The 14,687-nt window shown below is 32.0% G+C and carries 11 protein-coding genes and 1 tRNA gene; 6 read left to right on the top strand and 6 right to left on the bottom strand.

The window, feature by feature from the left end; genetic code table 11:
* Positions 1-31: 31 nt before the first annotated feature.
* Entirely contained in the window at positions 32-1,381 is a 1,350-nt protein-coding gene (locus tag LG45_RS05715; protein ID WP_035125427.1) for a c-type cytochrome, read from the bottom strand.
* Positions 1,382-1,598: 217 nt separating this feature from the next.
* On the opposite strand from LG45_RS05715, the gene LG45_RS05710 reads away from it, so the two are divergent.
* Positions 1,599-1,988: an SPOR domain-containing protein gene (locus tag LG45_RS05710; RefSeq protein ID WP_035125252.1), complete on the top strand. Its 390-nt coding sequence runs from the start codon at positions 1,599-1,601 to the stop codon at positions 1,986-1,988.
* Between the two features lie 35 nt (positions 1,989-2,023).
* On the opposite strand, the gene infB is transcribed toward LG45_RS05710, so the two are convergent.
* From infB to rimP, 3 genes are read right to left on the bottom strand one after another with little or no spacing between them, the layout of a single operon-like run.
* Entirely contained in the window at positions 2,024-4,894 is a 2,871-nt protein-coding gene (gene infB, locus LG45_RS05705; RefSeq protein WP_035125249.1) for a translation initiation factor IF-2, read from the bottom strand.
* Between the two features lie 42 nt (positions 4,895-4,936).
* Positions 4,937-6,178 carry a transcription termination factor NusA gene (gene nusA / locus LG45_RS05700; protein WP_035125246.1) on the bottom strand — a complete coding sequence of 414 codons (1,242 nt, stop codon included), beginning with the start codon at positions 6,176-6,178 and terminating at the stop codon, positions 4,937-4,939.
* A 9-nt stretch (positions 6,179-6,187) separates the two neighbouring features.
* Positions 6,188-6,655 carry a ribosome assembly cofactor RimP gene (gene rimP / locus LG45_RS05695; RefSeq protein ID WP_035125426.1) on the bottom strand — a complete coding sequence of 156 codons (468 nt, stop codon included), beginning with the start codon at positions 6,653-6,655 and terminating at the stop codon, positions 6,188-6,190.
* Between the two features lie 171 nt (positions 6,656-6,826).
* On the opposite strand from rimP, the gene LG45_RS05690 reads away from it, so the two are divergent.
* Complete coding sequence (locus LG45_RS05690; protein ID WP_035125244.1) at positions 6,827-7,651, top strand: universal stress protein; 825 nt, start codon at positions 6,827-6,829, stop codon at positions 7,649-7,651.
* 195 nt (positions 7,652-7,846) lie between these two features.
* Here LG45_RS05690 and LG45_RS05685 read toward each other — a convergent pair.
* A tRNA-Gln gene (locus LG45_RS05685) sits at positions 7,847-7,917 on the bottom strand.
* 302 nt (positions 7,918-8,219) lie between these two features.
* Between LG45_RS05685 and LG45_RS05680 the strand changes: the two genes are divergently transcribed.
* The 4 genes from LG45_RS05680 (at position 8,220) to LG45_RS05665 (ending at position 14,294) form a co-directional block, all read left to right on the top strand.
* Positions 8,220-9,575: a sensor histidine kinase gene (locus LG45_RS05680; RefSeq protein WP_035125240.1), complete on the top strand. Its 1,356-nt coding sequence runs from the start codon at positions 8,220-8,222 to the stop codon at positions 9,573-9,575.
* Positions 9,576-9,579: 4 nt separating this feature from the next.
* Complete coding sequence (locus LG45_RS05675; protein ID WP_035125237.1) at positions 9,580-10,263, top strand: response regulator transcription factor; 684 nt, start codon at positions 9,580-9,582, stop codon at positions 10,261-10,263.
* A 125-nt stretch (positions 10,264-10,388) separates the two neighbouring features.
* Positions 10,389-13,592, top strand: coding sequence for a glycosyltransferase family 117 protein (locus LG45_RS05670; protein ID WP_035125234.1), 3,204 nt, complete (start codon positions 10,389-10,391; stop codon positions 13,590-13,592).
* A 69-nt stretch (positions 13,593-13,661) separates the two neighbouring features.
* A complete protein-coding gene (locus LG45_RS05665; RefSeq protein WP_035125231.1) occupies positions 13,662-14,294 on the top strand; it encodes a polysaccharide deacetylase family protein in 633 nt (210 codons plus the stop codon).
* Here the strand turns inward: LG45_RS05665 and LG45_RS05660 are convergent.
* Positions 14,291-14,587, bottom strand: a complete 297-nt coding sequence (locus LG45_RS05660; RefSeq protein WP_035125228.1) for a thioredoxin family protein — start codon at positions 14,585-14,587, stop codon at positions 14,291-14,293. The genes LG45_RS05665 and LG45_RS05660 overlap by 4 nt on opposite strands.
* Positions 14,588-14,687: the final 100 nt, after the last annotated feature.

Here is a 14,687-nt window from a genome sequence, read left to right as displayed (position 1 = left end):
TATATATATTATTAGCTTCTTAATAAATTGATTAATAGTGACACTTACCGCATTCTAAACCTCCCATTTGTGCAGCAGTCAATTTGTCTACACCGTATTTTTTAGAAAGTTCTTTGTGAATTTTATCGTAGTAAGCATTTCCTTCCATTTTAACATCGGTTTTACGGTGACAATCGATACACCATCCCATTGTTAATGGAGCGAATTGTTTTTGGATTTCATACGTTTGAACTTCACCGTGACATTTTTGACACTCAATTCCAGCAACAGAAACGTGTTGTGAGTGATTGAAGTAAACGAAATCCTGTAAGTTATGAATACGAACCCATTTCACTGGTTTTGTTTTTCCTGTATATTTTTGAGTTGACTTATCCCAACCAACAGCAGTATATAATTTTTGGATTTCTCCATCGTAGAATGCTTTAGAGTATTCTGGTGTCGCGGTTGTATCTGCAACTTCAGCAATGTTTTTATGACAGTTCATACAAACATTTAATGAAGGAATACCAGCATTTTTACTAACACGAGCCGCAGAGTGACAGTATTTACAATCAACACCATTACTTCCAGCGTGAATTCTATGAGAGAAATGTATCGGTTGAATTGGGGCGTAGTTTTGATCTACACCAATTTGAGATAAATATCCGTAAACAAAATAACCACTTGCAAGCAATAAAAAGATTGAAGAAACTAAAACCAAGAATTGATTTCTTGCGAATGCTCTCCAAACTGATAATAAAGAATTATCTTTTTTAGGAATCTCTAATCCTTTAGAAGCAGCAATTCTGTTCAACATGTTATAAACAAGGAACAACATCACAATTAATAATAACATTACTGTTACTAAAAACCCTAAAATTACGTTGTTTGAAATTGAATTTTCGTCTTTTGCTTGAAGACCACCATTACTGATTTGCATTCCAGTTGGAGCTTCTGGCTTAACTTCTGAAGTGTAAGCGATAATGTTATCAATATCTGCAGTTGATAATTGAGGAAACGCAGTCATTACAGACTTATTGTATTCTTCAAATATTTTTACAGCTTTTGCATCACCTGATTTAATTAGTTCAGAACTGTTATTTACCCATTTGTAAATCCAAGCCATGTCATACTTGTTCGCTACACCGCGAAGTGCAGGACCAGTTGCTTTAGCATCTAATTTGTGACAAGCAGCACAATTGGCATTAAAAAGTTCTTTACCTTTTACAGCATCACCACCGGCAGCAGGAGCAGCGGCTGGAGTTGCAGCAACATCAGTAGCAGGAGCAGCCGTTACAGGCGCAGCATCTTGAGCAAATGAAGTTAAGGAAATTGTTAGCATTAAAGCTAAGCTTAGAATTAAATTCCTAGAAATCGAATTATGGTTACCCACTTTTTTCATATAGTTAATGATTATCGACAATTTTGGTATGATTTTTTCTATTGAATAATTATAGAAAAACATTGTACATTTTTAAAAACTTGCACAAAAATACGACTTAAGAATTATTCTCAAAACCTTAAATATATCTTAATTCTTAATTTATATTAATTCTAAATAATATTAGGTGTTTTGGTTAATTTAAGAAGTAGTACATTTGCATATAAATCAAACTATTATGAACTATTTATCGGAAAAAAGAGTCATTTATTCACTGTTGACTTTTATCATTTTAAATTCATTTTCAACTGTAAATGCACAAAGCGTCACTGTTAGTCAAGATGACAATTTTGAGCAGTTATTAAACGAAAAAAGAAGAATAAACTCCTCAATAACAATCAATAACAGATATAAAATACAGATTTTTAATGGAAATAGTGAGAGTTCTAAAAAAGCATTGATTGACTTTAAAAGAGAATTTAAAAACTATGATGCTACAATAATTTTTAGTACTCCGGCTTATAAAGTTATCGTTGGTAATTTTAAAACAAGAATTGAAGCTGAACGAAATTTGAATTTAGTTCGAAAAAAATATCCAAATTCAATTTTAATAAAACCTAGTAAATAAAAAAATCCCGATTTCTCGGGATTTTTTATTTGTTCTTATTTCAACTTTTTCTTTACTTCTACTTCTTGGAACGCTTCGATAATATCTAATTGCTCTATTTCGTTGTAATTCTTTAATTGAATACCACAATCGTATCCTTTTGAAACTTCTTTTACATCGTCTTTAAAACGTTTTAGTGTAGATAATTCTCCAGTGAAAATTACAACTCCTTCACGGATTAAACGTATTTTAGAGTTTCTGAATATTTTACCATCTGTAACCATACATCCAGCAATTGTACCCACTTTTGAAATCTTGAATGTTTCACGAATTTCGGCAGTTCCAGTAATTTCTTCCTTCATTTCTGGAGAAAGCATTCCTTCCATCGCATCTTTTAAGTCGTTGATAGCGTCATAAATAATAGAGTAATTTCTAATATCAATTTCTTCTTTCATAGCTAATTGACGAGCACTTCCGGCAGGACGAACGTTAAATCCGATGATAATTGCGTCTGACGCAGATGCCAACATAACGTCGGTTTCTGTAATTGCTCCAACTCCTTTATGTATAATATTAATCTGAATTTCTTCTGTCGATAATTTTGTGAATTCACTCGAAAGTGCTTCAACCGAACCATCAACATCTCCTTTAAGGATAATATTAAGTTCTTTAAATTGTCCAAGAGCGATACGACGACCAATCTCTGCAAGAGTAATGTGACGCTGTGTTCTTACCGATTGTTCACGCATTAACTGAGTACGTTTGGCAGCAATTTGTTTGGCTTCTCTTTCGTCTTCAAAAACGTTGAATTTATCTCCAGCAGTTGACGCACCATCCAATCCTAAAATAGATATTGGTGTTGATGGTCCAGCTTCTGTAATATTATTTCCACGCTCATCGTGCATTGCTTTAACCTTACCATGGTTTTTTCCAGCAAGAACGTAATCTCCAATTTTTAATGTCCCAGATTGTACTAATATTGTAGAAATATATCCTCTACCTTTATCAAGTTGAGCTTCTACAACCGTACCAACAGCTGGTTTATTTGGGTTAGCTTTTAGGTCTAAAATTTCAGCTTCAAGCAATACTTTTTCTAATAGTTCTTTTACTCCAATTCCAGATTTTGCAGAAATATCATGTGATTGATATTTTCCACCCCAATCTTCAACAAGTAAATTCATTCCGGCTAATTTCTCCTTGATTTTTTCAGGATTAGCACCTTGTTTATCAATTTTGTTAATTGCAAATATCATAGGAACATTTGCCGCCTGAGCGTGAGAAATTGCTTCTTTTGTTTGAGGCATGATGTCATCGTCCGCAGCGATTACAATAATTGCAATATCTGTAACTTGAGCTCCACGTGCACGCATTGCGGTAAACGCCTCGTGACCTGGTGTATCAAGGAAAGTTATTTTTTGTCCACCATCAAGAGTTACTCCGTAAGCTCCGATATGTTGCGTAATTCCTCCAGATTCTCCAGCGATTACATTTTCTTTACGGATATTATCAAGTAACGATGTTTTACCGTGATCTACGTGACCCATAACGGTAACGATTGGTGCACGAGTAATTAAATCTTCTTCTCTATCTACGACAACATCAATAGAATCTTCTAAATCTGTTGTGATAAATTCTACTTCATATCCAAACTCGTCCGCAACGATTGACAATGTTTCTGCATCTAAACGCTGGTTCATTGTAACCATTATTCCAAGTGACATACAAGTTCCAATCACTTTTGTAATTGGCACATCCATCATGGTAGCAACTTCACCAACAGTAACGAATTCTGTTACTTTGATAGTTTTACTTCCTTCATCGATTGCTTTTTGCTCATCATCTGAACGTTGACGGTGCGTATCTCTTTTATCTCTTCTGTATTTTGCAGCTTTAGATTTAGAACCTTTACCTTGAAGTCTTTCAAGAGTTTCTTTGATTTGGTTTTTAACTTCCTCTTCAGTAGGCTCGACTTTTTGAACAATAGCTGGACGATTTCCTTTTTGGAAACCACCGCCACCGCCAGGTTTATTTGCTGTAAATTTATTTCCACCAGCTGGTCTATTTGGACCTCCAGTATTTCCTCCTGCGGCATTTCCACCTGTATTTGGACGTGCTTCACCTGGTTTTGGTGGGATTCTTTTTCTCTTATTTTTATTCGGATCTGGATTTAATTTACTTCCGCTATTAATCTTTGGCGTTTCAACTTTTTTCTTAGGTTTGTTGAATTGCGATAAGTCGATTTTTTGACCTGTTAATGTTGGACCAGAAAGATTTTGATATTGAGTAGTGTGTGTTTCATCCTCAACTACTTCTGAAGTATTTTCTGCTTTAGTTTCCACTTTAGGAGTTTCAATTGCAACCACTTTTGGCGCTTTCACTTCTGCCACTGGAACTTTAATCTCTTCAACTTTTACTTCTGGAGCTTTAACTTCAGGAGTTTTCACTTCTGGAGCTTTAACCTCTTGTATTTTTACTTCAGGTGCTTTCACCTCAGGAGTTTTCACTTCTTGTGGTTTGGCTTCTGGAGCTTTTACTTCTTCTGTCTTACTTGAAGCACCTGGTTTTGGATCCAGTTCAATTTTACCTACTTGTTTTGGGCCAGACACTACAGCTTTAGCTTTGATAACTTCAAGACGTTGACGCTCTTCTTCTACTTTTCTTTTGTCTTCAATTTCTTTTTCTCTTTCAAGACGAAGCGCTTCTTTTTCCTTTTTTATCTCTTCGCTAACACCTTTAGACGCCTCTTTGTTGCCTTTATCACCAGCAAATTGATTTTGTAGAATATCAAACTCCTTGTCGGATATCTTAGCGTTTGGATTTGCATCTATTGCAATTCCTTTATCCTTAAGATAATCGACAGCTCTTTCTAACGAAATGTTTAATTCCCTTAAAACTTTGTTTATTCTAATATTTCTTTCTTCAGACATAAAATCTTTTATAAATTCTTTTTTTTAATTTAGGTTGAAAAATTAGTTCTCGAACTCTTCTTTCAATATGCGCATTACTTCTTGTATAGTTTCTTCTTCTAAATCGGTTCTTCTTGCTAAATCGGCAACGTCTTGTTTTAAAATACTTCTTGCTGTATCTAATCCAATTTTTGCAAACTCGTCAATAATCCAACCATCGATTTCATCAGAGAATTCTGTTAATTCAACATCATCATCTTCTGCAGTACTTCCTTCTCTAATTACGTCTAATTCGTAACCTGTAAGTTGTCCTGCTAATTTAATGTTTTGACCACCACGACCAATTGCTTTAGAAACTTCTTCCAATTTCAAGAAAACTTCAGCATGCATTGTTTCTTCATTGATTTTCACAGAAGATACTTTTGCTGGGCTTAATGCTCTTGTTATTAATAAAGATGCATTGGTTGTGTAATTAATTACGTCGATATTTTCGTTTCCTAATTCACGAACAATTCCATGAATACGTGAACCTTTCATACCAACACAAGCTCCAACAGGATCAATTCTATCATCATAAGAATCTACAGCTACTTTAGCTTTTTCACCTGGAATTCTTACTACTTTTTTAATCATAATTAAACCGTCAAAAACTTCTGGAATTTCTTGTTCAAATAATTTTTCTAAAAACTTTTCTGAAGTTCTAGACATAATAATTTGAGGTTTATTTCCTTTTAATTCAACGCTTTCAATAATTCCTTTTACGTTATCTCCTTTACGGAAAAAGTCAGACGGAATTTGTTTTTCTTTTGGCAACACAATTTCGTTTCCTTCATCATCCACCAAGATAACAACTCTTGGACGAACGTGATGCACTTCTGCTGTATAAATTTCGCCAATAATATCTTTAAATTGTTTGTACAAGTTAGTATTATCGTGCTCATGTATTTTAGAAATTAAGTTTTGACGTAATGCTAAAATAGCTCTTCTTCCTAAATCTATCAACTTTACTTCTTCTGAAACTTCTTCACCAATTTCAAAATCGGGTTCAATTTTTCTTGCATCAGAAAGTGTGATTTCTAAGTGCTCTAAATCTAAATCATCATCAGCTACAACGATACGTCTTTGCCAAATCTCCATATCTCCTTTATCAGGATTTATGATAATATCAAAATTGTCATCAGAACCATACTTCTTTTTTAAAGCATTTCTAAACACATCTTCTAAAATCGCCATAAGCGTTACTCGATCAATAAGTTTATCGTCTTTAAACTCTGAGAATGATTCGATTAATGCAATATTTTCCATTATTCTGTTTTAATTAAAATTTACTGTAACAACTGCTTCTTTTATTTCACTATAAGGTATTTCTTGAGTCTTTTGAACCGTTTCTTTACCTTTACCTATCTTTTTTGGCTCTCTAGCCATCCAAGACAACACTATTTTTTCATCATTAGCATCAACTAATTCGGCTTCGATAGTTTCATTAGCTGTTTTCACAATTAATGTTCTACCAACGTTTTTCTTGTATTGTCTAATCAATTTTAATGGAGACCCAACACCTACAGAAGCCACTTCAAGAGAGAAATCATGTTCTTCTCTGTCTAAGTTATTTTCAATGACTCTACTAATATCTATACAATCTTGAAGATTTACTCCATTATCACCGTCCAAAGTTACAATAATTTTGTAAGTATCTGAAATTGATAAATCTATCAAAAAAACCTCAGGCTTATCAGTTAAGCCATCATTTAAAAGTTTTAAAACTTGCTCTTTAAATGTCATATTCTTATAAAAAGAGGGAAGCAGTGCTTCCCTCATTATCCCATTTCTGTTTAATAATGGTGCAAATATAGGAATTTTTTTTATATTAAAAAACCATTGGCTTTTATATTTTTTTTATACCTTTATATTCTAATAACGAACAAACAACAAAATTTATCTTTATTTATAATCATGAAAAAAATTCTAATACCTACTGACTTTTCAGACCATGCAGAATATGCTTTAAAAGTTGCAGCTCAAATCGCTAAAAAAAATGATGGAGAAATCATTTTATTACACATGTTAGAACTACCTCATCAAGGAAGTGACGCTGTTGGAAGTGGTTCTGATATTCCAGAAATAATGTTTTTCAAAAATGCAGCAATAAGAAAACTAGAAGATTTAATGGACGAAGATTATCTTGACGGTATTAAAGTTTCGGAAGTAGTTCAATTTGAATTGGCATTTGACGGAATTCTTAAAATTAGTCAAATTAACAATGTTGATTTAATTGTAATGGGTTCTCACGGAGCCAGCGGATACAAAGAAATGTTTATTGGATCGAATGCTGAGAAAGTAGTTCGCAACTCTGAAGTTCCTGTATTAATTATCAAAAAAGAAGAAAATGATTTCCAAGTTGATGATTTTGTTTTCGCTTCTGACTTTGCTGATGAAGTAAAAAAACCTTTCGCTAAAGTGGTAGAATTTGCAAACAAATTTGATGCTACACTTCACCTAGTTACTGTAAATACTCCGAATAATTTCAAATCAACTTCTGTTGCTGAGCAAACGATGAATAATTTCCTAAAAGGATTTGAAGTTAAAAAAGTAGCAACGCACGTTTACAACGAAACCAATGTTGAAAAAGGAATTTTAAATTTTGCAAACAGTATTGATGCTGATTTAATTGGAATGAGTACACACGGAAGAAAAGGATTGTCGCATTTCTTTAACGGAAGCATCAGTGAGGATTTAGTAAATCATGCAACGCGTCCTGTAGTGACTTTTAAAATCTAAATTTTTAGAGTTTTATATAATAAAAAAACCTCTCAATTGCTTGAGAGGTTTTTTTATTTATCTTGTTGAAACAAAAAATCCCAACTTAGTAGTTGGGATTATTTTGTTGGTCTACAAGGACTTCCCGAAGTATCGGGATAAACTTCTCGCCTTGTTGAAACAAAAAATCCCAACCGTAAAGTTAGGATTATTTTGTTGGTCTACAAGGACTCGAACCTTGAAAGACTGCACCAAAAACAGTTGTGTTACCATTACACCATAGACCAATTATCTCACCAAGCATTTATCTTTATTGGAGTTCAATGAACTTCGTTTGTACTTGAATGCGGGTGCAAATTTAAAACAAATTTTATTTTAAGCAAACATTTATGCTTTTTTTATTGAAAAAATAAAACAATTTTAGTTTGTCTCAAGGTAACTAATTAGTTTTTAATGTGTTTTTGCAATTATAAAATTGATTTTTAAATTTCAAAAAAATGCATTCGAAAGTTAATCGTAGGTTAAAGATGAATTAAAATGGTATTTTTGATAGAAATCCTATTATTTTTGAACTTTGATTACCTATTTAATGAAGCAAAAAATAAACATATTAATTTCTCTATCGGCTATTGTTTTAATTGCGCTTTGTTTTATGCAATATTATTTGGTAACTACAACATACAATTATAAGGTAGCCCAATTTAGAACCGAAGTTAAGGAACGACTCAGTAACATAACCAATGACTATAGCGATATTGACAGTACTATTTTTCACAAGAAAGATTTTCTTTATAAAGAATTAGCCGAAAACTATTTGATAGATCGAAATTATCGTTCACAAATAAAGAAGCAATTACTAGAAAATCATTTTAGAAAACAACTCACTCAAAAATTACAAAAAGAATTCGATAAAGAATTTCCAGATCATTCAATTGATTTTGCTATCGTTCTAAACAAATTTGTAATTTACAATAACGCCAAACAAGCCGACACGTTATTTGCTGAAAAGCCATTTATTGAAAATAAAATGTACGGAAATCTAGCTTCCCTAGACGATGCTTTTTTAATTAGAAATTACGTTGGAACTACAAGCTCAAATACTGAAAAATCAAATTACAAATTACTTACCGAAGACGCGCTGTATGTTTCGGTAAAAAACTGGGAAATCATCATTTTAAAACGAATGGCTTTATTGTTATTCTTCGCTTTTGCATCCATAATCACATTAATTACGATTTTTATCATCACTCTTAAAGCATTAATCAAGCAGAAAAAAATTAGTGATGTAAAAACCGATTTCATCAACAACATTACACATGAATTAAAAACACCACTTACCACATTATCGGTTTCTACAAAAATATTGGAACGCAAAGAAGTCAAAGAAAACGAAATCATTTACAATCAATTGTTAAGCACCATCAATCGCCAAAACGACCGGTTACAAAGTTTAATCGATCAAGTTATGAGCAATTCACTCGGATTTGAAGAAATTGAACTACAAAAAGAAAAAATAAAAGCTAATTTATTTTTGACAACCCTAATTGATGATTTTAAATTAGCGTATCCAAATATTGAAATTAAAACTGATTTTAAAGCAGAAACACAATTGACTTTAGATAAATTTCATCTTACAACTGCTATTATAAATGTATTGGAAAATGCTGTAAAATATGGATGCACAACTATTGTTGTTTCAACAAATCTAGTAAACAATCAATTCAGTGTCAGCATTGAAGATGACGGAATTGGTATTGCAAAAAATAAACAATCATTACTTTTCGATAAATTTTACAGAGTTGAGCAAGGTAATTTACATACTACAAAAGGATTAGGATTAGGACTTTATTATGTAGACCAAATTATTAAAGCTCATAAAGGAAGTATTAATTTGATCAGTGATTTAGGAAAAGGAACGCGTTTTATTTTATCAATTCCATCTTAAATTTATGAAGAAATTACTTTTAGCCGAAGACGATTTAGATTTGTCTACCGTATTAATTCAGTATTTGCAATTGCATAATTTTGAGCTTTCTTGGGCAGAAAATGGAGCAAAAGCATTAGAACTTTTTCAGAAAAACACTTTTGATATTTGCATTTTGGATGTTATGATGCCAGTTATGGACGGATTTACATTGGCAGAAGAGCTGATTAAAATAAATCCGGAAACGCCTTTTATCTTTTTGACTGCTAAAAGTATGATGGAAGATAAAATTAAAGGACTTCAGCTTGGCGCGGATGATTATATCGTAAAACCATTTGAAGTAGAAGAATTAATTTTAAGATTGAACAATATTCTAAAGAGAAGTGAAAGCAATTCAAAAATGAATATTCAAGAAATTAAGATTGGCAAATATCTTTTCGATACAAAGAGAATGTGTTTAAAATTAGAAAACAAAACACAACAATTAACCGAAAAAGAAGCAGCATTAATTCATTTTCTGTACAATAATAGAAATCAATTGGTCAAAAGAGAAGCGATTTTAAAGGCAGTTTGGAAAACCGACGACTATTTTTCGGGTAGAAGTATGGATGTATTTATAACTAAAATTAGAAAATATTTTCAGGATGATGCCCGAATTACCATTGAAAGTACGCGCTTCATTGGATTAGAATTTAAAATATCAGAATAACAAAATAATAATTTACATCAAACTTTACAGAAACTAGGATTTGTAAAAATTTTATCAACGTCAATTTATGTGGTTTCGATAAAAAAATAGTTTCTTTGCATTTGAATTAATTTCATACCTTTTTTATGACAACATTTAATTTTAATAAGTGGAATACAATATTAGGTTGGTTTGCTTTTGCTGTGGCTTTAGTAACTTTTACACTAACTGTTGAACCTACTATGAGTTTTTGGGATTGTGGCGAATATATTGCAACATCTGCTAAATTAATGGTTGGACATCCGCCTGGAGCGCCACTATACCAAATGATGGGAGCATTTTTTGCTATGTTTGCTACAAGCAATGAAAATGTGGCTTACATGGTTAATATGATGTCGGTATTTTCTAGTGCATTTACCATTTTATTTATGTTTTGGTCTTCTACAATGTTGCTCAAAAAAATAATTGCATCTTATTCTGAATTGAACAAAGACAATAGCATTGTTATTCTTGGAGCATCATTTGTTGGTTCATTAGCTTTCACTTTTTCGGATAGTTTTTGGTACAATGCCGTTGAAGCCGAAGTTTATGCAATGGCAACTTTACTAATTGCATTATTATTCTGGTTAGGATTAAAATGGGAAGAAGATATGAATACACCACGAGGAAATCGTTGGTTAGTATTGATTTCATTGGTAGTTGGTTTGTCTTTTGGAGTTCACTTCATGGCATTGCTTGCTATTCCGTCAATTGGATTTTTATACTATTTTAAAAATTATAAAAAGGTAACTATTAAAAACTTCATTGTAGCAAACATTGTTATCATTGCAGTTTTACTTTTTATCTTCAAATTATTATTGCCTTACACCTTGGCTTTCTTCGGAAAAACCGAAATTTTCATGGTCAACTCATTAGGTTTACCATTCGATTCTGGAAGTATTTTTGCTTTGTTGTTGATTATTGGTTTCTTCTATTTAGGATTGCGATACACCAAGAAAAAAGAACAACCATTTTACAACACCATATTATTGTGTGTATTATTTGTCTTAATTGGATTTTCAACTTGGATGATGTTGCCAATTCGTGCCAATGCAAATACCCCAATTAACGAGAACAAACCTTCTGATGCTGCCGAAGTTTTAGCCTACTACAATCGTGAGCAATATGGTGCAAATCCTTTGTTTTACGGACCACAATATACAGATACTTTTGCAGGTTTAGATGAAGATAACCCTTATCTTGACAAAGCACCAAACTACGAAAGAGATTACAAAACGGGTAAATATGTTGTTGTAAATAATTTCAAAAATGCGGAACAAAATACTGATGACGCGCACAAAGCCATTTTACCTAGAATGTGGAGTACCGATCACGTAGCAAATTATATTAATTTTTCAAGTCCACCAGAATTTAGAATAAATCCTGATTATTCCGAAGAGCCTGAACTTACCAAAATTGTATCAGAATTCAGAAATGCTTATGCTTCTAAAAAAATTGACAATGATGGTTATGTGGCATTTTTAAAAGCTTACGGCGATTATCTAATTATCGAAAAACCATCAACTTGGGACAATCTTCGATATATGGTTGAATACCAATTTGGTTACATGTACGGTCGTTATTTACTTTGGAATTTCGTAGGACGACAAAATGATATCCAAGGAAGATATGACAATTTAGACGGAAATTGGTTGAGCGGAATTAAGTTTATAGATGAACTTCACTTAGGTTCTCAAACCGATTTGCCATCAGATACATTAAACAATAAAGGTAGAAACGTTTACTTCTTTATTCCGTTCATTTTAGGATTAATCGGATTTATGTATCATGCACAAAGAGATTTAAAAAGCTTTTATGTCTTATTAGCACTGTTTTTGTTTACTGGATTAGCATTAAAAATTTATCTTAATGAAAGACCTTTTGAGCCAAGAGAAAGAGATTATGCACTAGTTGGTTCATTCTATATTTTTGCTATTTGGATAGGCTTCGGAGTTTATGCTATCTATGAAATTATTAGAGAAAAAATAGCCTCTAAAATTGCCGCTCCACTTACTATTGCTGCAACATTACTCGCGGCACCAATTATTATGGCTGCCCAAAATTGGGACGACCACGATAGATCTGATAAATATACTGCAATTGCTATGGCTAAAGCATATTTAGAATCTTGTGAACCCAATGCTATTTTATATACAATTGGTGACAATGACACATTCCCACTTTGGTACGCACAAGAAATTGAAGGTGTTCGTCCCGATATTAAAATTTGCTGTACCAGTTTATTGATGACCGATTGGTATGTAGATCAGATGAAAATGAAAACGTATACATCTGATGGATTGCCTATTTCATTTGAACACAATCAGTATGTTGATGGCACAAGAGATTACATCATTTTTAGTGATCAAGCTAAAGATTCAAGATGGGATATTAAAGACTTTATGGAATTTGCTAAAAGCGAAGACCCAAGAACATTAGTAGAAATGGGAAGTGGTCAAAAAGTTCATTTTTTCCCAACGAATAAAGTTAGAATTCCAGTTGATAAAAATGCGGTAATTAAAAACAAAGTAGTTGATGCAAAATACAACGATTCTATTGTTCCCTTCATTGATATTGATATTTCTGGAAATGCAATATATAAAAACCGTATCATAATGTTAGACATTTTAAATAATAACAATTGGAAACGTCCTATCTATTTTAGTCCAGGAAGTTTTGCAGATGATGATTATTTATGGATGAAAGATTATCTTCAATTGGACGGAATGGTTTATAAATTGGTTCCAATAAAAACTAAATATAACGAAGAGAATTATCCTGATATGGGTCAAATTGATGCCGATAAAATGTATAATATCGTTAACAAATGGACTTGGGGTAATGGTGAAAAAACCACAATTTATCATGATCCAGAAACTAGAAAAAATAGTATATCATCAAGAACTAACCTATCTAGATTAATGTATCAGTTAATAAAAGAGGGTAAAATAGATAAAGCCAAGAAAATAATTGACATGGGAATTAGCAAATTTCCATTAGATTATTATGGTTATTATTCGACTGTTGAACCTTTTGCTGATGGATATTACAAAGTTGGTGAAAAACAAAAAGCACGTGATTTACTAACTAAATTAATGACAAAATACAAAGAAAATTTAAAGTATTATAGCAACATCAAACCTATTGATCAAACCTATATTGGAACCGATATCGCAACTGATATTGAACGATATAGAAGTCTTCTTGGTGTGATGAAAAACAACAACGATTTAGAATTCTACACTAAAAGCAGAACCGAATTCAACAATTACAACAATCGTTTTGCGAATATTGGAAGAGAAATGGAATAATTGATTTTCAATTTATATTTAAGTGTCAATGATTTATTTATTGGCACTTTTTTTATTTATTTTTGAAAAATGAATTGGATAAAAACACATTGGTTAATAAAGAAATTATTTTCAAATTACGTTTGGGATATCCCTAACAATGAAAATAAAGTATATTTAACATTTGACGATGGTCCAACTCCCGAAATCACAAATTGGACATTAAATCAACTAAAAGATTATAATGCCAAAGCAACCTTCTTTTGTATAGGAGATAATGTTAGAAAATATCCAGAAATTTTTAAAAAAGTTATAACCGATGGACATTCAATAGGAAATCACACGTACAATCATTTAAATGGCTGGAAAACTTCTACACATGATTATGTTAAAAATACCAAATTATACGAAACTGAACACTGCAAACTTAGTACTGAACACTGCCAACTATTCCGTCCGCCTTATGGCAAAATAAAACCATCGCAATCTAAAATACTTAGAAAGTTAGGATACAAAATAATAATGTGGGATGTAATTTCGTATGATTTTGACCAAACAATATCTAAAGAACAATGTTTAGAAAACGTATTGAAAAATGTGAAATCGGGAAGTATTATTGTTTTTCACGACAGTAAAAAAGCATTCCAGAACTTGGAATATGTATTACCAAGAACTCTAGAGTTTTTAAATGAAAGAGGATTTGTTTTTGAAAAATTAGATTAAACCTGTTCTTGAACTAAACCAATTATAGTATTAGCATCTAATTCACCCGATTGTCTCCACACCATTTGACCTTCTTTGTAAATCATAAGTGTTGGTAAACCTTTTATTCGAAGTGCTTCTGCTAATTCTTGATTTTTATCCACATCAATTTTAATCACTTTTGCCTTATCACCAAGTGCTGCCGCTACATCTCTAATTACAGGATGCATTGATACAGATGATTCGTTCCACTCTGTGTAAAAGTCAATTAACACAGGAACTTGAGCGTTTATAAGTTCACCAAATTTTGACATAAAACCAAAATATTTGTATCCTTCTCACGTATGAAAAAGAAATATTAATATACAAATGTAGTATTTTATACCAAATTACATCAAATTTTATCATTTTTAA

This window comes from Flavobacterium aquatile LMG 4008 = ATCC 11947 (assembly GCF_000757385.1).
Lineage (GTDB): Bacteria > Bacteroidota > Bacteroidia > Flavobacteriales > Flavobacteriaceae > Flavobacterium > Flavobacterium aquatile.
This window is presented reverse-complemented; position numbering and strand designations above follow the sequence as displayed.